The organism is Actinocrinis sp., assembly GCF_035938995.1.
GTDB lineage: Bacteria > Actinomycetota > Actinomycetes > Streptomycetales > Catenulisporaceae > DASZGI01.
Genome location: NZ_DASZGI010000223.1, coordinates 1 through 22,245, shown reverse-complemented (window position 1 = coordinate 22,245; position 22,245 = coordinate 1). Strand labels below are relative to the sequence as shown.

The window sequence follows — 22,245 nt, the reverse complement described above, 5'->3', positions numbered from 1 at the left end:
ACGGGCCACGTGCTGCCCGTCCGGTGCGCGGCGTTGCCCTCTACGCTGCAAATACGCCCCGAAGCGGCAGTTATCCACAGGCTGGGTGTACCTCTAAGGCAGTTTTCAGGAATTCTGTCCAACCTTGTCACCGGGGAGATGATTTACCCGTACGACAATCGAAGGTGAACTTAAGGGGGAGGCCCTGATGGCGGCGAGCAGCAGCGGCGCGCGGCTCCTAGTCGTGGACGACGACAGCGAGGTCCGCGAGGCGCTCGGTCGTGCGCTGAAACTCGAGGGCTTCTCGGTCACTCTGGCCGCAGACGGCGCCGCCGCGCTGGACGCCGTGCGCGAGGCCACACCCGACGCGCTGATCCTGGACGTCGCCATGCCGGGCGTGGACGGCCTCGCGGTGGCGCGGGCGCTGCGTGCCGCCGAGGACCGCACGCCGATCCTGATGCTCACCGCCCGCGACGCGATCGCCGACCGGGTATTCGGGCTGAACGCCGGCGCCGACGACTACCTCGTCAAGCCGTTCGCCCTGGTCGAGCTGGTCGCTCGGGTGAACGCGCTGCTGCGGCGGGCGGCGGCCAGCTCGCCGCCGGAGCCGGAGATGCTCGCCTGCGGCGATCTCGCCCTGGACGTCGCGGCCCGCCAGGTCGTGCGCGGGGACAGCCGGGCGGACCTGACCAAGACCGAGTTCGAGCTGCTCGAGTTGCTGCTGCGCAACGCCGGCCGGGTGGTCACCCGGGATCTGATCATCGACCGGATCTGGGGGTACGACTTCGGTCCCGGCTCGAACTCGCTGGAGGTCTTCGTCTCCACGCTGCGGCGCAAGACTGAGGTCGGCGGCGCGCCGCGGGTCATCCAGACCGTGCGCGGCGTCGGGTACACCATCCGCGAGGGACGGACGTGAGGCCATGACCTCGTCGGGAGCCACGCGTCTGCGCCATGCGCTGCGCCGGATGCGAAGCCTCAAACTGCGCACCAGGATCACCCTGGCCGCGACGCTGGCAGTTTCGCTCGGCATAGGCGCGGGTGTGCTGTTCGCCTACCTCGCGGTGCGCGCGGAACTGTTCGGCGGTATCGACAACCAGCTGGGCCGCCAGGTGCAGAACATCCAGAAGTTCAACGCGAGCGGCGGATTGGGTAACCGTCTTCCGAACGGCTCCCAGGCCGGCCATACCGGGCAGGGCTTCCTCAACGGCCCGCACCATCGGTTCGGCGACACCGTCGGTTACATCCAGTCGGTGAGCGCGAGCGGAAAGACTTCACAGCCGCCGGACCAGACGGTCGCGTTGCCGGTGGACAACGTGGACAAGGCCGTCGCCGCGGGGACCGCGCCGGAGGTCACCCGCAGCATCTACCTCCAGGGCGTGCACGTGCGCATGGTGACCGCGCCGCTGAGCAAGGGTTCGGCGATCCAGGTCGCGGTCCCGCTCACCTCCATAGACGACCAGCTCAGCCGGCTCGGCCTGGAGCTTCTCGCCGTCGGGGCCGCCGGCATCCTGCTCGCGGCTGTGCTCGGTTGGTGGGTCACCCGGACCGCGCTGCGCCCGGTCGGCCAGCTGACCGCGGCGGCCGAGCGGATCGCGCGCACCCGCGATCTGGCCCACCGGATCGACCCGGGCGACCGCGCCGAACGGGACGAGCTCGGGCGCCTGGCGACCAGCTTCAACGCGATGCTCGGCGCGGTACAGGACTCGACCGAGCGGCAGCGCCAGCTGGTCGCCGACGCCTCGCACGAGCTGCGCACGCCGCTGACCTCGCTGCGCACGAACGTCGAGGTGCTGCGCAAGATCGAGCTGCTGGAGCCGGACGACCGCGAGCGGCTGATCGCGTCCGTGCTGGTCGGCATCGACGATCTGACCGCCCTCGTGGCCGACACGGTGGAGCTGGCGCGCGGGGAGGAGCCTCCGGAGTCGGTCGAGCTGTTCCGCTGGGACGAACTCGCCGACCGCGTCGTCGAACGGGCACGGCTGCTGTGGTCCGGCGTCGAGTTCGCTTTCACCGCCGAGCCGTGCGTGGTGGCGGGCGTACCGGACCGGCTTCAGCGCGCCATGGCGAACCTGGTCGACAACGCCGCCAAGTTCTCCGGCGGAACGGGCCTGGTCGAGATCAAGCTGAAGGGCGGGACCCTGACCGTACGCGACGACGGCCCGGGAATCCTCGAGGCGGATCTCCCGCACGTGTTCAACCGGTTCTACCGGGCCGCCTCGATGCGTGACCGGCCCGGCTCAGGCCTCGGGCTGGCCATCGTGGCGCAGGTCGCCGAGTCGCACGGGGGAGCGGTCACCGCCGCGAACGATCCCGGCGGCGGCGCGGTGCTGAGCCTTTCCCTACCCCTCGCGCCTGATCAGAGCCTCGAGGCGGTGCCGCACGGGGGTGATGCGGTTGCCGTCGGGCTTGGCGATGCGGAGCCTGCCAGCAGGTTGGTCGAGGCGTACGGGTCCACCATACGGCCGGAGCTCCCGCCGCCCGTGCCGAAGGCCGGGTTGATGTAGCCGTTGTAGGTGTTGCAGGCGGTGTTCGCTATGTCCGAGGCGTAGTTCGACATCAGGTACTTGCCGTTTTGCGCGGCGAACCCCGTCGGAGTCGCCACTTCGAGCACGTAGACCCGGTGCACCACAGCCCGCGAGGGGCGTCCCGCGCCGTTGCCGGGACCGACCGCGTAGACGAACTCGTAGTCGCCGTCGACCGTGAGGTCGCCGTTCTTGTCGATCCCGGCGGTCATGGCGCCCCGGACCTTCACCGTGCGGCCGAGCAGCCGCGTCGTGGTGGGATTGAACCGGGTGACCACGTCGATCGCGTTCGCCCCGGCCCCCGGGTGCGAGATCCACTTGGTCAGCTCCTCGGACAGGTGGTTCCGCGAGTCGAGGAGCTGGGTGAAGTCGGTGACCGGGCCGCCGCTGAGGACCGCGGGGTCGAGATTGCCGGCGATGAGCAGCTGCCGCAGCCCGTCGTAGCCGAGCGCGACCTCGCCCGCCGGGAAGACGCCCGTCGCGGGGGAGCCCACGGCGGTGGCGGCGGGGACGACGATCCCGGCGTCGTTGTCCGCCCACGAGAGCGCGGGCGAGTCGGCGAAGTACTGGTCGTCCGGATTCGTGAACGAGGGCGACGGCGTCGGGCCCGGCCGGGCGGTCCCGGTCGGTGCTGTCTCGGTCAGCGGGGCCTTGCCGTGCCGCGGGTAGACGAGATACCCCACGACGGTGGCGACCGCCAAGATCAGCACGAGGTTCCGGACCCAGACGCGCTGCGCCCGGCGCGCGGGCCGGTCCTGCTCCGCCCACGGATCAGCCTCACCCGACGGGTCGGGCGTGTCGCTGCGCCGGCCCGTGGACTCCGGCGGCTGCTCGGACCACCGCGCGTTCAGCTCGCGGGCCCGCGCCGACGGCTCCTTCGTCGTGGCCGCCTTGACGAAGTCCTCGTCGAGGACGATGTCGAACGGGTCGTCAGGTTCCTGCGAGGAATCGGACGAGTCCCCGTGGTTGTCGGTCACCGGCCGAGGCTACCCAGCGGCGCGCGGACCGGGCAAGGCACTTCGCGCAAAGACCTTGCCACGGACGCGCGACGTGCGGTTACGACGTGCAGTCAGACGTCGGCTGGAAGAGCGGGCGTGGCCGGGCGGCTCCAGAAGCGGATCGACTCGCCGAGGAAGAGCACCCACAGATAACCGGTGAGCACGAGCAGCGCCGGGATCAGGGCGTGGTGAGCCGAACCGCCGAGGAAAAGCCCGGCGACGGCGAGGACGATCACGCGTCCCTCGAAGCCGAAGCAGCCGGCGATCGTCAGCCACCGCGGCGCGGAGGCGCCGGCGCGGATCCGGTAGACCACGTCGTAGTGGTGGTAGATCACGGCGGCCAAGTACGCGAAGGCCGCGGGCAGCGCGTGGTGGACCTGGGAAGCTACCGCGATGGCCAGCGCGTATTCGAGGCCGTGGTAGCTCGGCGGGATCAGCCAACCCAGCGGCGTGGCCAGGCGCCGCCGCTCGGCGATCGGCGCGGCGGCGATGTCGGACATGGCGAACAATCCTGCGAGCGCCTCATCGGTGGGCGGCGGCGCCGACCGCCGCGCGCGAACGACTCGCCCGGCCGTGGTGTACGCGGCAGCGACCGCGCCCCACGCGATCAGGACCGTGAAGGTGGTACGCGGGCTCGTCAGCGCGGTGAGCAGCGCGATCAGGGCCCACCGCTCGCCGATCGGCAGGATGACGACCTTGCGGGCCCAGTAGCCGAGGTTCTTCGCAGGAGGGTCCTGGCGCGCTTCGGTGGCAGGGCTCTGCGTTGCTTCTCCGCGGCGCGCCGAAGGTGCCGGCTGCCCCCGCTGCGCCTCGTGGAAGGCGAAGTCGATGTGGTGGCGCAGCGTCTGCAGGGCCATCGCGACGGCGGCGAGCAGCCAGACGTCGTCGCCATGCCGGGCGGAGCCGAGCGCGAGCCCGGCGTACACGGCGTACTCCTTGGCCCGGTCGAAGGTGGCATCGAGCCACGAGCCGATCCGGGAGAAGTTGAGGGAGTAGCGGGCGAGCTGGCCGTCGGTGCAGTCCAGCACGAAGGAGAGGTAAAGCGCGACGGCGGCAATCACGTACCCCGCACGCGTGCCGGTCGCCGCGGTCACGGCGCCGACGAGCGCGACCAGCAGGGACAGCACCGTGACCGTGTTGGGGCTCATTCCGTGACGCGCGCACCAACGGGCGAGATGCCGCGAGTACGACGATACGAAGAGCGTGGCGAACAAGCCGTCGTCCGCCTTGACCGACTCGCGCAGCCGAACCGTCTCGTCGCTGACCGCGGCGATGTCCGCATAAGCACTCTTACGGGCGGCGAGCGGTGCGTCCACGAGCGTCGCCACGAGACCCACGGGCAGCCGCACCTCGTGCAGCCGCACCGACTCGGGCAGGCGGGCCGCCAGATCGTCCGGAACCAGCGGGCGCGGGGCCGTCAGCCGCGCCGCCGGGGAAACCCCTTCCACCCGGTGCCCGGTCAGGTCTGGGAGCGCGCGCAGATGACCCGCCAGCAGTTCGCGTGCCGCCCCGGAGACGGTGAGCACGCCGGTGCAGTGCGCGGCCGACCAGCGCGGATCCTCGATCGCCAGCCGCAGCGCGTGCTGGTGCGCGACCAATCGGCGGTCCACCAGCGCGACCCGTCCGGCGGCCGACGCGCTGGCCACCGCCCGGGCCGCGGCCGCCGGCCCGTCCGCCTCGATCACGGTCGCCCCGATGGCCGACAGGTCGGCCTTCAACTGACCGTCGCCGTCCACCGGCTGCGGGCCGGTCAATACAGCGATCGTCGGGATGCGCACCAGGGCGGCCTCTCTCTTTGTGTGAACGTGCCCGGCGGCAACCGTAGTCCCTCAGCCGGGTCGGCTACCATCCTGCAAACGTTCATTCGGCGCGGAAATGCCGAGATCGAGCCCACGCGAGGACGCCAGGTGCCACCAGCCGACAAGCCCCCGGTCGCGGATCCCGTCACCCCCGACGTGTCCGTGATCGTCATCGTCTATAACGATGCGGCGCGGCTGCCGTCGGCGGTCCGGTCGGTGCTCCGGCAGACGCTGCGCAATCTCGAAGTGATCATCGTGGACGACTGCTCCACGGACGACACCCCGGCGGTCGCCGCGCGGCTGGCGGAGGATCCGAGGGTTCGCTACGTCCGGCTGGAGCGCAACAGCGGCGGCTGCTCCATGCCGCGCAACGTGGGCATCGACCAGGCGCGGGGCACCTATGTGATGTTCCTGGACTCGGACGACACGCTCGACATGCACGCCTGCATGAACATGGTGCACGCGGCCGAGGAATCCGGCGCCGACCTGGTCTCCGGGGTGTGCGTGCGGGTGCACCAAAACAGGTCCGGCCTGGTTGAGAGCGTGCCGTGGTGGCCCGAGATGTACGCCGAGCGGCGGGTGCTCGACGGCGTGTCGCAGATGCCTGATCTGCTGCGCGACACGCTGTCGACGAACAAGTGCTACCGGCGCGCGTTCCTCGATGCCAACGGTCTGCGTTTCCCGGTGGGCTACCACTACGAGGACCTGCTCTTCTCGGCCAAGGCGTACCTCGCGGCCGGTCGCATCGCGCTGATTCCGGAGACCGTCTACCTCTGGAACGTGGTGGTCCGGGCCGCGCAGAAGTCGATCTCGAACCGGCGCGGCGAGATCTCCAACCTGCGTGACCGCATCAGCATCCACCGGATGATCGACGAGGCGCTGTCCGCCTGGCTGGACGCGGGCGGCGATCCGGATGTGAAGATCGCGAAGGACGCCAAGTTCATCGAGCACGACCTGGTGCTCTACCTGCGCGACCTGCCGTATCAGAGCCCGGACTACGTATCCGAGTTCACCAATCTGGTGCGCGACTATCTCGGGACGCTGCGCCCGGAGGCCTTCGACCGCTGTCCGCACCGCGTGGCCGTGGCCGGGGCGCAGCTGTTGCTGCTGCAGGACTGGCCGAACCTGGTCACCGTGTGCGAGCACTTACTCGACCGCAGCCGCGACAGCGCCGCGCACCTCGAACGCACGAGGATCACCTCCGACCTCGTCGAGCGCGATGACCGGATCTACTGGTGCGATGCCCACCTCTACATGCCCGAAGAACGCGCCGCGCTCGACGTCACCGACCTCGGCCTGCACCGCGTCCCCTTCCCCCAGGCCAACTTCGCGAGTCGGCTGACCGGGATCGAAGCGCTCGGCGGCGGACGCGTGCGCATCACCGGCGAGACGGTTAACCCGCTGGGGCGGATCCCCGAGGACGTGGCGCTGTCCGCAGTGCTCGAATTCCGGCCGACGGCGCGCGCGGTGCGGACCTACCGGACGAAAGTCGGCGAGGTGCGCCACGAAGGGCGCCGCATCATGTGGACAGCCGAACTGAACCTCACCAAGACCGTCAAACCGGTCGGCGTGATCGACCAGAACTGGGAGACGCGGCTGCGGCTTACCGCTGGCGACTTGGGCACCACAGTGTCCAAGGTGACCGTGCTCCCGGGCGTCACCGGAGTCGGTGGCGATGCACCCATCACCGTGCGAGCCAAGCCACTGCTGACGCGTGCGGTCGGAGACCAGTGGGTCGCCGGCATCAACCACCGCGGCGCGTTCAGCCTGACGCTCGTCGCCCGCAATCCGGTGGCGCGCGCGGTGAACGCACCCTTCGATCCGTCCAGGCCACCCGGCCGGGTGCTGCGCCTCGCGCAACGGCTCTACCGGAAGGCGCGGATCCTGAACGACCCGCGCATCAAGCGTGAGGTCTACCACAGGGTGCTGTGTCGGCTGCCGATCCGGCGCGGCTCGGTGCTGTTCGAGTCGCATCTCGGCGGCTCGTACAGCGACAGTCCCAAATACATCCACGAGGCGCTGCGCCGCTCCGGCTACAAGCGGCGCGTTTACTGGTCGTACGCCAAGGGGACCGGCGGGTTCCCAAGGGATGCGCGTCTGGTGAAGCGGGGCTCGTGGGCGTATCTACGAGCCGCGGCCCGGGCCGAGATCTGGATCGACAACCAGGGCTTCCCCCAGTGGATGCGCAAGCGGCCGGGCACCACATACGTGCAGACCTGGCACGGGACCGCGCTCAAGAAGATGGGCGTGCACACCCCGCAGGTCAAGGCGATGCTCGCGGCGGATCGCAAGCGCCTGGCGAACGCGGTGGGCCGATTCGACTACTTCCTCGTGCGGTCCGAGTACGACATCAGGACCCTGGTTGAGGCCTTCGAACTGCGCGCCGAACCGCTGCGGATCGGATATCCGCGCAACGACGCGCTGCTCGCGCCGGACCGGGATCAGCGCGGCGGGGCACTGCGCGAAAGCCTCGGACTCCCGGCAGGCAAGCGGATCGTGCTCTACGCGCCGACGTTCCGGGCGCGGACCGGCGTCTTCGAGCCCGGATTCGACCTGGAGGCGTTCGCGCGCGAGCTCGGATCGACACATGTGCTTCTGGTGCGAGCGCACTACCTGAACACCGTGGTGGTGCCGCGGGCGGTGGGCGACGTCGTGCGTGACGTGTCCGCGTATCCCGATGTCACCGAGCTGATGCTGGTCGCGGATGTCCTGGTCACGGACTACTCCTCGGTGATGTTCGACTACGCGCTGCTCGACCGGCCGATGGTGTTCTTCACCCCGGACGCCGCGCAGTACGACCGGGACCGCGGCATGTACTTCGATCTGGCCGACCGCGCGCCCGGTCCGCTCGCCACGGATCAGGGCTCGTTCTTCGAGGCCGTGCGCGAGGCGGCGCGGCAGGGCGCGCACGACCCGTTCGCCGAGGCCCGCAAGGCGTTCGCGCACGACTTCGGCGAGTACGAAACCGGCAGCGCGGCGGATCAGGTCGTCGCCCGGTTCTTCGGCGGGGGAGGCGTGACCCGGTGAGCAGTGACCCGATGAGCACCGATTCGGCGAGCCCCGACCCGATGAGGGCCGGGCGGGACGTCTTCGTCGTCTGCAACACGATCGACGAGCTCGGCGGCGTGCAGCGGTGGGCGCGCAGGCTCGCCGATCTGCTGACCGAGCGCGGCCACCGGGTCCGGCTGGTGGGCGTGTTCGCGGTCGCGCCGGCGAACCGGGCCGCGGGGATCGGCGGTACGTACTCCGAAACCGTCCTGCACCCGAACCGGTTCGGGGCGAGGCCGCGACCCGCGTTGCTCTCGCGGATCGCCAATCCGGTCGCCTACGTCCGGTACAAGCGCTGGGAGGCGGTGCAGCGCGCGGGTGCCGCGCGTCTCACGGCACTGCTGCGCACCGCCGACGAGCCCGGGAGCGCCGTTGTCATCTGCGCTCAGGTGCACGCGATGGAATGGGTCGCGCGGGCGGTCGCGAACCTCGGTCCGGCCGCGCCGCCGGTCATCGCCATGAGCCACGAGTCGTACGCCGCGTCCATGGCTTCGAGCCGGGGCCGCCGGGTCAAGAAGCTCTACGCGACGGCTCCGCGGTTCGTGTGCCTGACCGAGGCCGACGCCATGAGCTGGACCCGGGACGGCGGCATGAACAACACCGCGGTCGTCCCGAATCCGTTGCCGCTGCCCGCGAACGGCGGGGCCGACCCCGGTGCACGTGTGGTGATCGGACTCGGCCGGCTGTCGCAGGAGAAGGGCTTCGATCTCCTCCTCGAGGCATGGGCCGCGGCCGGCGCCGACCGCCCCGGCTGGACGCTGCGCATCCACGGATCCGGGCCTGAGCAGGACTCGCTCGCAGCACAGGCGGACCAACTCGGCATCACCGGATCGGTCGACCTCGCCGGGCCCACGGACGATGTCGCCGCCGCGCTCGTGCAGGGTTCTGTATTCGCGGCCTCGTCCCGCGCCGAGGGCTTTCCGATGGCGCTGCTGGAGGCGATGGCGTGCGGTCTTCCGTGCGTGGCCTTCGACTGCGCCCCCGGCGTCACCGAGATCGTCCACGACGGCGAGGACGGCATCGTCGTCCCACCCGGGAACACCGACGCGTTCGCAAAAGCGTTGGGCGACCTGATGGATTCGCGCGAACTGCGGGAGTCGCTGGGAAAGGCGGCGGTCGGCTCAGTCGGCCGGTTCGCTCCGGAGGAGATCCTCACCTCCTGGGAGAACCTGTTCGATCTCGTGTGGAAGTGATCGGAAGTGTTTGTTTCCGTTCCGTGACGGCATTCGGCGCTGTCGGCCCGAACGTGTCTACTAGGGTCGAGCCATGACGACGACTTGGCTGGTTACCGGCGGCGCCGGATTCATCGGTTCGCACGTGGTGCGCGCGCTGCTCGCCGACGGGGACGGCGTCGAACAGAACCGGGTCGTCGTGTTCGACGACTTGTCCACCGGCTTCGGCGACCGGCTGCCCGAGGGCGTGCCGCTCGAAATCGGCACCGTGCGGGATCGGGCCGCGCTGGACCGGGTCTTCTCGGCGCACCCGATCGGCGGCGTGATCCACATCGCCGCGAAGAAGCAGGTCGGCGAGTCTGTCGAGCGCCCGGCCTGGTACTACGAGCAGAACGTGGAAGGCCTGCGCGTCCTGCTCGAGGCGACCCTGGCGGCCGGCGTGCGCCGCTTCGTCTTCTCCTCGTCGGCGGCCGTCTACGGCTCACCGGACGTCGAGATCGTGACCGAAGACACCCCGTGTCTGCCGCAGTCGCCCTACGGTGAGACGAAGCTGGTCGGCGAGTGGCTGATCCGCGCGATGGCTCGCGAATACGGCCTGTCGTACGCGAGCCTGCGCTACTTCAACGTGGCCGGGGCCGGCACGCCCGAACTGGCCGACGTCGGCGCGTTCAACCTGATCCCCATGGTTTTCGAGCGGATTGACGCAGGCGAGGCGCCGCGCATCTTCGGCGACGACTATCCGACCCTCGACGGCACCTGCATCCGGGACTACATCCACGTCAACGACATCGCGAGCGCGCACGTCGCGGCGGCGCGCCGGCTGCGGGAGGACGACCACGCGGCGCTGACGCTCAACATCGGCCGCGGCGAGGGCGTCTCCGTCCTCGAGATCATCGACCGCGTGCGCGTGGTGACCGGCGTCGGCCTGCCCCCGGCCGTCGTCGCACGGCGGCCCGGCGATGGGGCCCGCTGCGTCGCCTCCGCCGACCGGATCAAGGCGGAACTCGGCTGGACCGCCGAGTACGGGCTCGACGACATGATCGCCTCGGCGTGGGCGGGGTGGCGTCTGCGTCACGACTCGGCCACGCTGCGTGGCTAGATGACGTAACAGTGGACCAGGGTTGTCCTAGGGTCGTCACCAGAGCGAAGAAAGCACCCGTACGCCTGGCAGAATGGGCGCGTGATCGGACTCATCCTCGCCGCCGGGGCGGGCCGCCGCCTACGCCCTTACACCGACACGCTGCCAAAAGCGCTGATCCCGGTGGACGGCGAGCGTTCAGTCCTGGATCTGACGCTGGCCAACTTCGCCGAAGTCGGGATCGGCGACGCCGCAGTGGTGGTCGGGTACCGGGCCGACGCGGTCCGGGAACGGAAGGCGAGCCTCGAGTCCGCGTACGGCGTCACGCTCCACCTCATCCAGAACGACAAGGCTGAGGAGTGGAACAACGCTTACTCCCTGTGGTGCGCCCGGGACCTGCTCGGCGAGGGCGCGCTGCTGGCCAACGGCGACACCGTGCACCCCGTCGCGGTGGAGGAGACCCTGCTCGCGAACCGCGGCGGGGACAAGCGGATCCTGCTCGCCGTCGACACCGTCAAGAAGCTCGCCGACGAGGAGATGAAGGTCGTCTGGACCCGCGAGGCCGGGGTCCGGCGCATCAGCAAGCTCATGGACCCGGGCGAGGCGACGGGCGAGTACATCGGGGTCACCCTCATCGAGGCCGAGGCCGGAGCGCAGCTCGCCGACGCGTTGCGCGCGACGTTCGAGCGCAACCCGCAGCTGTACTACGAGGACGGCTACCAGGAACTGGTGGACCGCGGCTTCCGGATCGACATCCAGCCGATCGGCGAGGTCGACTGGGTGGAGATCGACAACCACGAGGATCTGGTGCGGGCCCGGGCGATCACCGCGGCCGCCAGCCGCGCGGATGTCGTGGGTTCAAGCCCCGACACCCACCTCGCACCGGCCACCGGTTCTCCGGCAAGGCAGGACGCGCCATGGCCGTCCTGACGCGCCTCTATCCCGGCCCCGCGACCGTCCGGATCGGCGCCGGAGCCGCCCGCGAGCTCCCCGCGATCCTCGCCGACCAGCGGATCTCCGCCTCCGGCCGGCTCGCCATCGCGATCAGCGAGGGATCGGGCACAGCGCTGCGTGAGCGACTGCGCGAGCAGATCCCCGCCTCCGCCGGCTGGTTCACGGTGCCGACCGCGTCCCTGGACGCCGCCGTGGCCCTGGCCGACCAGATCCGCGCGTCCGGGAAGCCATACGACACGATCGTCGGGCTCGGCGGCGGAAAGGTGATCGACGTCACCAAGTACGCGGCGGCCCGGCTCGGCATGCCCATGGTCGCGGTCGTCACCAATCTGGCGCACGACGGCATCTGTTCCCCGGTCTCGACCCTGGAGAACGACGCGGGCAGCGGCTCCTACGGTGTGCCCGGCCCGATCGGCGTCGTGGTCGACCTCGATCTGGTGCGCGACGCCCCGCCACGCTTCGTGCGCGCCGGAATCGGCGAGGCGCTGTCGAACCTGTGCGCCCTGGCCGACTGGGAGCTGTCACACCGCGAGACCGGCGAGCCGGTCGACGGCTTGGCCGCGGCGATGGCCCGGACCCCGGCCGAGGCCCTGCTGCACCGCGACGGCACGATCGCCGACGACGGTTTCCTCACCGTCCTCGCCGAGGCGCTGGTGCTGTCCGGGCTGGCGATGTCGGTGGCGGGCAGCAGCCGGCCGAGCTCGGGCGCCTGCCACGAGATCTCGCACGCGATCGACCAGCTGTTCCCGGCCAAGGCGGCCCAGCACGGCGAGCAGGTTGGCGTCGGGGCCGCGTTCGCGAGTCACCTGCGCGAAGACCGCGGCCTGGCGGACACGCTGGTGGAAGCGCTGCGTCGGCACGACCTGCCCGTGCTCCCCGGCGAGCTCGGACTCGACACCCACGAATTCGTCGAAGCAGTCGCCTACGCCCCTCGTACGCGGCCGGGCCGCTACACCATCCTCGAACACCTCGATCTGTCCGAATCAGACCTCGTTGACGCGGTAAAGGACTATGTCGACACCTACGCTCGATGAGCTGCGGCAGGTCGTGCAGCCCGCCGAGAAGATGCAGCGGCGCAACGGCGAACACTGGGCCGGCCTGCTCTACATGCGATGGATCTCGCTGCGGGTCACCCGGCTGCTGGTGAACTCGCCGATCACCGCGAACGGCTACACCTATCTGATGATCCTCGCGGGCTTCGGGGCCGGGGCGGCGCTGCTGATCCCCGGCGTCGCGGGGGCCGTGCTCGGCGCGCTGCTGATCCAGGTGTATCTGCTGCTCGACTGCGTCGACGGCGAACTGGCCCGCTGGCGCCGGCAGACCTCGATCACCGGGGTCTACCTCGACCGCGTCGGCCACTACCTCTGCGAAGCCGCGTTTCTCGTCGGCCTCGGATTCCGCGCCGCGGATCTGCACTTCGACGGCTGGACGGTGCTCGGGTTCACCGCCGCGCTCGCCGTCGTCCTGGTGAAGTCCGAGACCGACCTCGTCGACGTGGCCCGCACCCGCTCGGGACTCCCGGCCGCCACCGACAGCGCGGCCATCCCCCGCGCGCGCGGCGCTGCTAAGGCACGGACCCTCGCCTCCGCCTTCAAGATCCACCGGCTGATCGGCGGCGTCGAGGCGTCGCTGCTCGTCCTCGTCGCCGGGATCGCCGACGCGTTCGCGACCGGCCGTCCGTTCACGCAGGCGGCCGTCGCCGTCCTCGCGGCCATCGCGTTGGCGATGGTCGTCCTGCACTTCGTCTCCATCGTCATGTCGAGCAGGCTCAAAGGATGAAGCTCGCCGCCGTCGTCATCACCATGGGCACCCGCCCCGCGGAGCTGTCCGAACTGCTGCGCACCATCGCCACGCAGGAAGGCGACCCGATCGACGTGGTCGTGGTCGGCAACGGGGTCAAGGCGTCCGAGCTGCCGGACCTGGGCCGCGCCCGCACCCTCGACCTGCCCGAGAACCTCGGCATTCCAGGCGGCCGCAACCGCGGGTACGAGCTGCTGCAGAAGCTGCCCGCAGGCGAGCGTCCCGACGTGATCCTGACCCTCGACGACGACGGGGCGCTGGTCGGCGACCAGGTCGGCAAGCGGGTGCGCGAGGCATTCGAGACCGAGCCGAAGCTCGGCATCGTCTCGTTCCGGATCACCGACCCGGACTCCGGCGAGGTGCAGCGCCGCCACGTGCCGCGCATCCGGGTCGGCGACCCGAACCGCTCCTCCGCGGTGACCACGTTCCTCGGCGGCGCCAACGCGGTGCGCACCGCGCTGCTGGACCAGGTCGGCGGCCTGCCCGACGACTGGTTCTACTGCCACGAGGAGACGGACCTGGCGTGGCGCGCGCTGGACGCCGGCTGGTCGATCGAATATCGCGCCGACCTCACCCTGAACCACCCGGCCACCACACCGAGCCGGCACGCGACGTACAACCGGCTGGTCGCGCGCAACCGGGTCTGGCTGGCGAAGCGTAATCTCCCATGGGCCCTGGTCCCGGTGTACCTCGGCGTCTGGACGGCGCTGACGCTGGTACGGATGCGCGGCGACCGTGCTGCGCTGCGTGCGTGGTGGGGCGGCTTCGTGGAGGGATGGCGGACTCCGGCGGGCCCGCGCCAACCGATGCGGTGGCGTACGGTCTGGCGCATGGGCCGATTGGGGCGCCCGCCCGTCATCTGACCCGCCGGTCGTCCGGCATGGCGGTGAGTGGTGACACGGCCCCAGGCCCAGGCGATTCGGCGCGGATGGTCCGGCGCAGATGGTTCGGCTAGTGATATCGACGCGGATGCGATGAAGACGAGAGGGAACGTGAGCGGCACACAGACGGTGGCGGTCGGCCCCGCCGGCGGCTCCGAGAGCCTTGCGCCCGTCGACCCCGAGTTCAACGAGCTCAGCGGCGCGGGCATGGCGGCCAAGTACGGCCTCGCAGTCGCGGGCGCCCGCCCGAGCCCGTGGGCGTACGCCAAACGGCTGTGGGTCGCCCGGCACTTCATCGTGACCTGGGCCACCGCGCGCAACCAGGCGCTGTACTCGGGCTCGCGGCTCGGCCAGATCTGGCAGGTGCTCACCCCGATCCTCAACGTCGGGGTCTACTACCTGATCTTCGGTGTGCTGCTCGGCACCAGCCGCGGCGTCCCGGACTTCATCGTCTACCTGGTCACCGGCGTCTTCATCTTCAACTTCATGCAGACCGCGATGCTCTACGGCTCGCGGGCGATCAGCGACAACCTCAACCTCATCCGGGCGCTGTACTTCCCCCGCGCCAGCCTGCCGATCGCGATCACCATCATCCAGCTCCAGCAGCTGATCATCGCGATGGTCATCCTGGTCGGGGTGGCGCTGGTCCGCGGCGAGCCGGTCACCTGGCACTGGCTGCTGATCGCGGTGGCGCTGGCGCTCCAGTTCGTCTTCAACACCGGCCTGGCGCTGTTCGTCGCCCGCTTCGGCGCGATCCTGACCGACACCAGCCAGCTGCTCCCGTTCCTCCTGCGCACCTGGATGTACGGCTCGGGCGTGTTCTACAGCATCAAGAACATGATCGCCCAGCACCCGAGCACCCCGGCCGCGCTCGCCTGGGTCCTCGACCACAACCCGCCGCTGATCTTCATCCAGCTGGTCCGTAGCCAGCTGATCACACCGCCCGCGCCGAATCCGAAGCAGACAGCCGCCCAGATCGCGAACGCGATGTACCTTCCGCCGCACGCCTGGCTGTGGGCGGTCGCCTGGGCGCTGGCGATCGGCGTGGGCGGGTACCTGTACTTCTGGCAGGGTGAGGAGACGTACGGCCGTGGCTGAGGTTGTCGACGAGAGCACGGGCGAACTGAGCCGCGAGGAGGTCCTGGAGCGCCGGGCCAAGCGGCGGGCCGAGGCCGCGCAGAACCAGCCGACGGTGGTCGTGGAGAACCTGCACGTCCACTACAAGATCTACGGCGCGGGCGGCGCGACCAAGGGTACGGCGACCGGCGCGCTGAACCGGATGTTCCACCGACGCAAGCACAATGCGCTCAGCGACGTGCACGCGATCAAGGGCATCTCCTTCGTGGCCCGGCGCGGCGAGTCGATCGGCCTGATCGGGTCCAACGGCTCCGGTAAGTCGACCCTGCTGCGTGCGATCGCCGGGCTGCTGCCGGCGGAGAAGGTCGGCGGCGTGTACACCGACGGCCAGCCGTCCCTCCTCGGGGTGAACGCGGCGCTGATGAACGACCTGACCGGCGAGCGCAACGTGGTCCTCGGCTGCCTGGCGATGGGCTTGCACCCGGACGAGATCAAGGAGAAGTACCAGGAAATCATCGACTTCTCCGGCATCGACGAGAACGGTGCCAGGACCTCCCAGCGTCCCATGAAGACGTATTCGGCGGGCCAGGCCGCCCGCCTGCGCTTCTCCATCGCGGCGACCAAACTTCACGATGTCCTCCTGATCGACGAGGCGCTGGCTACGGGCGACCAGGGTTTCCAAAGGCGCAGCGAGAACCGTATCCGCGAGCTACGCCAGAATGCGGGCACCGTGTTCGTCGTGAGCCACTCGATAGCTTCCGTCAGGGACATCTGCGACCGGGCGATCTGGCTCGAGGCCGGGGTGATCCGCATGGACGGCGACGTCGACGAGGTCACCGGGGCCTATGAGGAGTGGAGCGCCCAGCGCTAGCCGCAGCAGCATCCGCGGCATTCCCGTGCCCGTCTCCCGTGTCCATACCCGCGGCTCCGTGAACACCTGGCAAGGAACCAGCAAACACCACCCCCTCGTCTGATACTTGGAGCGAAGCCGCGGAAAGCGCGGCCGGACACAGGTCGGGATGCGGGCGCTAGGGCGATGGGTATCACCAGCAAGACCTTCATCGTGCTGCTGGCCCTGGTCGCATTGGCTCTGTTCGCCCTCACGGTCTGGCTTTGGCCTAAGCTCGCCCCCGCCACCCCCCGCGCCATCTGCGGCCGCGTCGCGCTCCTCGTCTCATCCCAGCTTCTCGTGCTCTCCGTCGCCGCCGTCTTCGCCAACGCCTACTTCGGCTTCTACACCTCGTGGAGCGACCTGTTCGGCTCTGGGTCGCAGCGCTATCACGTGAACGACAAGGGCGCGGTGGCGGCGAACGTCAACGCCTCGCAGCTCACCTCGGGCTCAACGTCCGGCTTGATCACCACGACCACTCTCACTGGCCTGCGCAGCGGCATCACCGCCCGGCTACGCGTATACGTGCCGCCGCATCCTCCGCAGTCCTACCCCGCCATAGTCGTCGACGCGACGGGTCAGCAGAGCGCCGCCGCGGAGGCTGCCGCCTTAAGCAACGCCGCCCGCCCGGTCCAGGCCCTCGTTGTGATCGTGGACACCGCGAACGGTTCCACCATCCCCTGCACCGACCAGCCCGGCGGCGCGCAGGGCGGACAGTTCTGGTCCCAAGACCTGCGCTCCGCGATCGCCGCGCACTACGCCGTCGGACTAAGCGCGAGCGACTGGGGCGCGCTCGGTACGGGCCCCGACTCCGCCTGCGCGCTGGAGTTCGCACTCGCTGACTCCACCCGCTACTCAGCCGCAGCCGCCATCAGCCCCACCCCGGCCGCCGCCAACCCGGCCTCGACCGTCACCAACCCCACCTCGGCGAGCTTCAACCCCGCCTGGTGGCTCGCCACCTACCCCGCCCCACCGAGCCGCATCCTCCTGGCTGGCGTCTCTGGCCCGCCGGACAGCGTCCTCGGCCACGTGCGCCCACCCCTCCAGACGACCGTCAGCGGGAACACCGACACGCAGAGCGCGCTCTCCTGGCTCGCCCAGACGCTCCAGGGGGTCAAGTCATGAGTCTCACCGGCGCCCCCTTCCTCATCCTCCTCACGGTCGTCACCGTCGCCATCTTCGTCCTCCTTGTCTACTTCTGGCCCCGCCTCTCTGGGGGCGGCCCCAAGGGCATCACCCTCCGCGTCGCCGCCTTCGCCGTCGCCCAACTTTTCCTTCTTTCCACCGCCGCCGCTTACGCCAACTCCTACTTCGGCTTTTACGGCACCTGGAACGACCTGCTCGGCGTGGCCAACGCCTCGTCCAGCCGTAGCTACACTTTCGCCGCACCCACCCCCCTCGGCGCCGGAGCCACCGAAGATCCCATCACCATCACCGGCCACCAAGCCGTCGGCCTGCCCGGGGACGGCAATCCGGCCGCGGTCGGCCAGATCCTCGACACCACGATCAAAGGCCAGACCACCGGCCTCTCCGCCGACGCGATGATCTACTTCCCGCCCCAGTACTTCCAGCCCAAGTACGCCGACACCCGCTTCCCCGCCGTCATCGTCTCGTCCGGCTACCCCGGCAGCGTGGTCAAGCTCGTCACCCTGCTGCGCTACCCCGCGCGCCTGGCCGGCGGCATCGCAACCGGCCAGGACAAGCCGATGGTCCTGGTCATGATGTCGCCGATGATCATTCCGGGCCGGGACACCGAGTGCACCGACGTGCCCAACGGAGGTCCGCTCGCCGGGACCTTCTGGTCCCAAGACGTCACGACCGCCGTCGAGCGGGACTTCCGGGTGGCGACCGACGCGCGCGGCTGGGGTCTGGTGGGTGACTCGACCGGCGGCTACTGCGCGCTCAAGCTGGCGATGATGAACTCTGACAAGTTCTCCGCCGCCGCCTCCCTGTCCGGCTACCTGGACGCCCTCCAGGACGGCACCACCGGCGACCTCTACGACAACAACCAAGCTTTCCGGAATCTCAACAACCTCACCTGGCGTATCAACAACCTTCCCTCGCCCCCCATCGCCGCCCTCCTCTCCACCAGCAAGACCGGCGAGGACAACTACGCCCCCACGATGGCGTTCGCCGCAGCGGCCAAGGCGCCGATGCGCGTCTCAACCCTGATTCGCGCCCAGGGCGGCCACAACTTCAACACGTGGAACGCCGAGGTCCCGGCCGCGCTTCAGTGGTTAAGTGCTCAACTAGTCTCGTCCCCGCCCGGCTGAGCGTCCTACTATCGTCAGATCATGGCGAACACAGGGTGGGGCATGGGGCCGGTCGAGCGGATCCTGCCCGCGGTTCCGCATACGGACCATTACATCGTCTGCGGCGCCGGTTCGCTGGCGCACCGGCTGGTCGTCGAGCTGACCGAGCAGTACGACGTCCCGGTGGTGGCGATCCTGCCGGACCGGGAACGCGACCACTCACCGCACATCCTGAAGATCCTCGGCGAATCAGGGGTCGTCGTCACACCCTCCGTCGGTGAGGAGGCCCTGCATCTCGCCCAGGCGGTCAGCGCGCGCGGCATCGCCATGGTGGACGGTGACGACCAGAGCAACATCCACGCCGCCCTTCGCGCCCAATCACTCAACCCCCGTATCCGCATAGTGCTGCGGATGTACAACCAGCGGCTCGGCGAGCACATCGAAAAGCTCTTCGACAACTGCGCGGCGCTCTCCCGGTCCGCCACCGCGGCCCCGGCGTTCGTCGACGCGGCGCTGCGTCGGCCCAACTCGGTGCAGATCGGCGGCCGCGCGGTCACCATCGCGCAGAGCGAGCAGATCTCCCCGGTCGACTACCTGTGCACGGTCGCCGACGAGATCGACCAGCAGGACCTCTCCCGTATGCGGCTGCTGCCGGAGACCCCCGGCCCGACCGCGCAGTGGGTCACCAGGGTCACCCGGCAGCCCACCCCCACGCCCGCCACCGGCCATGAAGCGGTCTTGCAGTTCCTCGAATCCGAACCCGGCGACGCCCTCCCGCGAATCTCCCGCATCCGCTGGCGGCTCATCGACATGTGGCGCTTTTTCACCAGCGCGCAGCTGCGCGTCGTCCTGGCTGCCAGCGTCGCCCTGGTGATCGGGTCCTTCATCCTGATCTGGCTGCTCAACCGCCCGGTCGGCTGGGCGGTATACGAGTCCTTGCTCGACATCGCCGGCTCCGCGGTCCCGGACAACTTCGGCCAGCCCAGTGGAACGGGCGGCACCTGGCAGCGGGTCGCGCAGGTCGCCATCACCCTCTGCGGAATCCCCCTCATGGCCGTCGTCACCGCGATCCTGGTGGAGAACACCGGCCAAGAAAGGCGCGGCGCCCCCAAAACCCCCAGCGCCGGCATCCGCGGCCACGCCGTTGTCATCGGCCTCGGCAACGTCGGCACAAGAATCGCGACGCTCCTCCACGAGTCCAAAGTCCCCGTGGTCTGCGTCGAAAGAGACCCGACGACGAGAGGCATCGCGGTCGCCAGAAGCCTCGACATCCCCGTCATCGTCGGCGAAGGCCCCCTCGACAACCAACTCCGCCAAGCAAGAGTCCAGACGTCGAGAGCAGTCCTCGCGGTAACCGGCGACGACGCGACGAACCTGGAAGCAGTCCTCGAAGCACGAGCAGTCAGCCCGGATGTAAGAGTCGTCCTACGCCTCTTCGACGACGACTTCGCAGCCCACGTCTACCGCACCTTCACCAACGCATCCTCACGCTCGGTGTCCTACCTGGCAGCCCCCGCATTCGCGGCAGCGCTCATGGGCAGGGAAGTCCTCGGCACGCTCTCGGTCTACCGCCACGTGGTCCTCATCGCCCAGTTCGCAGCGGAAGCAGGCTCCCCCGTCGTCGGCAAGACCCTCCGCGAAGCAGAATCCCCCGGCGAAGTAAGAATCATCGCCGTCCGCCCAAGGGGCACCGACGACTACATCTGGCGCCCCGACCACGGCCGCAGGCTCAACCCCGGCGACAGCTACGTCCTCGTCGCCACCCGCACCGGCCTCGGCCGTCACACCGGCCTTGTCTCCTAACTGAGCCGCCCCGAGCCACTCCCAGCACAACGACAGAAGGGCTCAACAAAGAGAATAAAGAGTCTTAGGAAGGCGGCACCTTGAAGGCGGCACCTTGGACGCGAGACCTTCCGGGAACCACTGCTGGGATAAGTCACGGCGCCGCCTCACCTTGACTCCGACGTTAGCGGTCTACCAACGCCGTCACGTGCGCAACAGCCGAGCGTCCGAACGCTTGGCCTGCCGACCGAACCACGCCGCCGCACCGATATCCGACCCGCCAATGAGGTCGAAGAAGTCATCGCGTTGCCTCGCCTCCCAGCCCGTCACTCGCCTCCCACGCAGTCACTCGCCTACGGCGATCTGCACGCACAGCACTGACGCGGACTGATACGTGGCCCACGCCAGCACCCACGACGGCCAAACTGCCTGCGATCAAGGCCGCCATCCCATGGCTCACGTCAGCCCGCAGACGCACCCCGCTATAGGTCACCATCTCCGAGACCTCCCACAGCGCCAAGCCGTCAAGGTTCTCAGCGACTCCGTGCGCTCGGTCTGCGCCTTGGACGGACTCGGTCCCTGACTGCCCGCCGGTGCAAACTCGACAGCACGAAGGTGCCGAGGATCGCGCGCAAAATCATTTATTCCCCAGGTCAATCAGGGTGACGAACGACCCGCTTGCCAAGTCGTTACATGCTGAGCCCAACCGCTCGCGCCGCCACGCGTTTTTGTGTGTGACTCCGCACGCAGGGCCGTGCCGGATACCCACCACCCGCCCGATTCTCCCAGGGGGCAACATGACCATCCTCACCCGGCGCCTCGCCGCAGCGGTCGTCCTCACTGCCGCCGGCACCGCACTCGTCGCGGGCTGCACCGCGACGACCAACGCTGCCGCAGGCGCCACCGTGGGCACGAGTGCGACGTCGTCGCCGTCCACCGCACCGGCTGTGCAACTGCCCACGGGCGCCAGCGGGACGACACCCCCCGCAAGTGCGCCGACGCAGGCCCCGTCGTCCGCGCAGCCGCCACTGTCCTCGATACCCCCGAGCCCCACGCCGACGCCGTGCTCGTTTCCCGAGCAGAGGTTCGTGCGCATCCTCTCGATCGGAGTCGACCCCGCGACCAACCACGAGGAACTCGTCGCGCAGCCGGCGAAAGGCCTGTGCGGAGGAGGCATCCCGAACGACGCAGAGTACTCCGTCACCGGCCCGGCCGTGGACTACGACGTGGCCACGACCGTGAAGATCACCGCAATGAACCACGGCGGCCAGCCGTACTCCCAGACGTGGTCGCAGTTCGCCGCCAGCAACCTCAACGAATACGGCGGCTTCTACGGGATCGACTTCAACAACGGCGGCCTCGTCACGGTGATCGACCAGTACTTCCACCCGTGATCGCCTCATCACGGTAGCCGCGTTCGGAAACCGTCAGAACGTGATCAAGACTGATCAGGCACTAGCGGGCACGAAGGCCCCGGACCCATGTCAAGGTCTGGGGCCTTGAGGCCGGGTTCAGCCAACCCCTCGCACGGCAAACCGCAGCGGACAGGGCGACACGACGGTTCCGGCCGCCCCGGATCATGAGGCGGCAGGGAAGCCACCCGAACCCGGCGCAACCACGGTCAAGCTGGCACTGAATCATCCACCACTGAATCATCCACGGTGGAGCCGGAGAGCAGACTCGACCTGGAAACGTCTGTGCAGGCGCTGCTCTTTCGGCTGGAAGTAGCCGGTCGCTTCAGCCATGGGAATCACCTCAGGCCTGTCAATCTCGTAGGCCCGACCACGGGATATGAGCGTCGCCGACCCTTTGGCAACGACGTTCTTCATCCAATCGGTGCGATCACCATAGGGAAGAGAGCGATCAGGAAGTCGTCGTCGTGCGCTGCGGCCACGACAGGGGTTCGGTAGGCCTGGCCCGATCGGCGTCCCACATGACAGATGACCGAGTTGTTAGACCCTTCTTTCCCGGCTGACCTCAACGCGAGTGGCCGCATGGCCCGGGTGAGACGGCG

General features: G+C 69.4%; 15 protein-coding genes and 1 pseudogene. 15 read left to right on the top strand and 1 reads right to left on the bottom strand.

Going from position 1 to position 22,245, the window contains the following annotated elements:
* Positions 1 to 187 precede the first annotated feature (187 nt).
* Positions 188 to 895: a response regulator transcription factor gene (locus tag VGZ32_RS15890; protein ID WP_326886817.1), complete on the top strand. Its 708-nt coding sequence runs from the start codon at positions 188 to 190 to the stop codon at positions 893 to 895.
* 4 nt (positions 896 to 899) lie between these two features.
* Positions 900 to 2,483, top strand: coding sequence for a HAMP domain-containing sensor histidine kinase (locus VGZ32_RS15885; RefSeq protein ID WP_326886816.1), 1,584 nt, complete (start codon positions 900 to 902; stop codon positions 2,481 to 2,483).
* Between the two features lie 1,087 nt (positions 2,484 to 3,570).
* Here the strand turns inward: VGZ32_RS15885 and VGZ32_RS15880 are convergent.
* The gene (locus VGZ32_RS15880) at positions 3,571 to 5,277 is read right to left on the bottom strand and encodes a DUF5941 domain-containing protein (protein ID WP_326886815.1); all 1,707 of its coding nucleotides are present in this window, start codon (positions 5,275 to 5,277) and stop codon (positions 3,571 to 3,573) included.
* A 129-nt stretch (positions 5,278 to 5,406) separates the two neighbouring features.
* On the opposite strand from VGZ32_RS15880, the gene VGZ32_RS15875 reads away from it, so the two are divergent.
* The 13 genes and pseudogenes from VGZ32_RS15875 (at position 5,407) to VGZ32_RS15815 (ending at position 21,625) form a co-directional block, all read left to right on the top strand.
* Positions 5,407 to 8,325 (top strand): bifunctional glycosyltransferase/CDP-glycerol:glycerophosphate glycerophosphotransferase, encoded by a 2,919-nt coding sequence (locus tag VGZ32_RS15875; RefSeq protein ID WP_326886814.1) that lies wholly within the window; start codon positions 5,407 to 5,409, stop codon positions 8,323 to 8,325.
* The gene (locus VGZ32_RS15870; RefSeq protein WP_326886813.1) at positions 8,322 to 9,539 is read left to right on the top strand and encodes a glycosyltransferase; all 1,218 of its coding nucleotides are present in this window, start codon (positions 8,322 to 8,324) and stop codon (positions 9,537 to 9,539) included. The genes VGZ32_RS15875 and VGZ32_RS15870 overlap by 4 nt, the downstream gene beginning before the upstream one ends.
* 73 nt (positions 9,540 to 9,612) lie before the next feature.
* Positions 9,613 to 10,617 (top strand): UDP-glucose 4-epimerase GalE, encoded by a 1,005-nt coding sequence (gene galE / locus VGZ32_RS15865; RefSeq protein ID WP_326886812.1) that lies wholly within the window; start codon positions 9,613 to 9,615, stop codon positions 10,615 to 10,617.
* Between the two features lie 81 nt (positions 10,618 to 10,698).
* Positions 10,699 to 11,421 (top strand): annotated as a pseudogene (locus VGZ32_RS15860) (sugar phosphate nucleotidyltransferase); the annotation flags it as partial.
* Between the two features lie 92 nt (positions 11,422 to 11,513).
* Positions 11,514 to 12,584, top strand: coding sequence for an iron-containing alcohol dehydrogenase family protein (locus VGZ32_RS15855; RefSeq protein WP_326886810.1), 1,071 nt, complete (start codon positions 11,514 to 11,516; stop codon positions 12,582 to 12,584).
* On the top strand, positions 12,562 to 13,329 hold the full coding sequence (locus VGZ32_RS15850; protein ID WP_326886809.1) for a CDP-alcohol phosphatidyltransferase family protein: 768 nt from the start codon (positions 12,562 to 12,564) through the stop codon (positions 13,327 to 13,329). The genes VGZ32_RS15855 and VGZ32_RS15850 overlap by 23 nt, the downstream gene beginning before the upstream one ends.
* Positions 13,326 to 14,213, top strand: coding sequence for a glycosyltransferase family 2 protein (locus VGZ32_RS15845; RefSeq protein ID WP_326886808.1), 888 nt, complete (start codon positions 13,326 to 13,328; stop codon positions 14,211 to 14,213). The genes VGZ32_RS15850 and VGZ32_RS15845 overlap by 4 nt, the downstream gene beginning before the upstream one ends.
* A 111-nt stretch (positions 14,214 to 14,324) precedes the next feature.
* Positions 14,325 to 15,329, top strand: a complete 1,005-nt coding sequence (locus VGZ32_RS15840; RefSeq protein WP_414642550.1) for an ABC transporter permease — start codon at positions 14,325 to 14,327, stop codon at positions 15,327 to 15,329.
* Positions 15,330 to 15,372: 43 nt separating this feature from the next.
* Entirely contained in the window at positions 15,373 to 16,179 is an 807-nt protein-coding gene (locus VGZ32_RS15835) for an ABC transporter ATP-binding protein (RefSeq protein ID WP_349263624.1), read from the top strand.
* A 165-nt stretch (positions 16,180 to 16,344) separates the two neighbouring features.
* Positions 16,345 to 17,322 carry a hypothetical protein gene (locus VGZ32_RS15830; RefSeq protein WP_326886805.1) on the top strand — a complete coding sequence of 326 codons (978 nt, stop codon included), beginning with the start codon at positions 16,345 to 16,347 and terminating at the stop codon, positions 17,320 to 17,322.
* The gene (locus VGZ32_RS15825; protein ID WP_326886804.1) at positions 17,319 to 18,470 is read left to right on the top strand and encodes an alpha/beta hydrolase; all 1,152 of its coding nucleotides are present in this window, start codon (positions 17,319 to 17,321) and stop codon (positions 18,468 to 18,470) included. The genes VGZ32_RS15830 and VGZ32_RS15825 overlap by 4 nt, the downstream gene beginning before the upstream one ends.
* A gap of 21 nt (positions 18,471 to 18,491) precedes the next feature.
* Complete coding sequence (locus VGZ32_RS15820; RefSeq protein ID WP_326886803.1) at positions 18,492 to 20,252, top strand: NAD-binding protein; 1,761 nt, start codon at positions 18,492 to 18,494, stop codon at positions 20,250 to 20,252.
* Between the two features lie 776 nt (positions 20,253 to 21,028).
* On the top strand, positions 21,029 to 21,625 hold the full coding sequence (locus VGZ32_RS15815) for a hypothetical protein (RefSeq protein ID WP_326886802.1): 597 nt from the start codon (positions 21,029 to 21,031) through the stop codon (positions 21,623 to 21,625).
* The last annotated feature ends 620 nt before the right edge of the window (positions 21,626 to 22,245 follow it).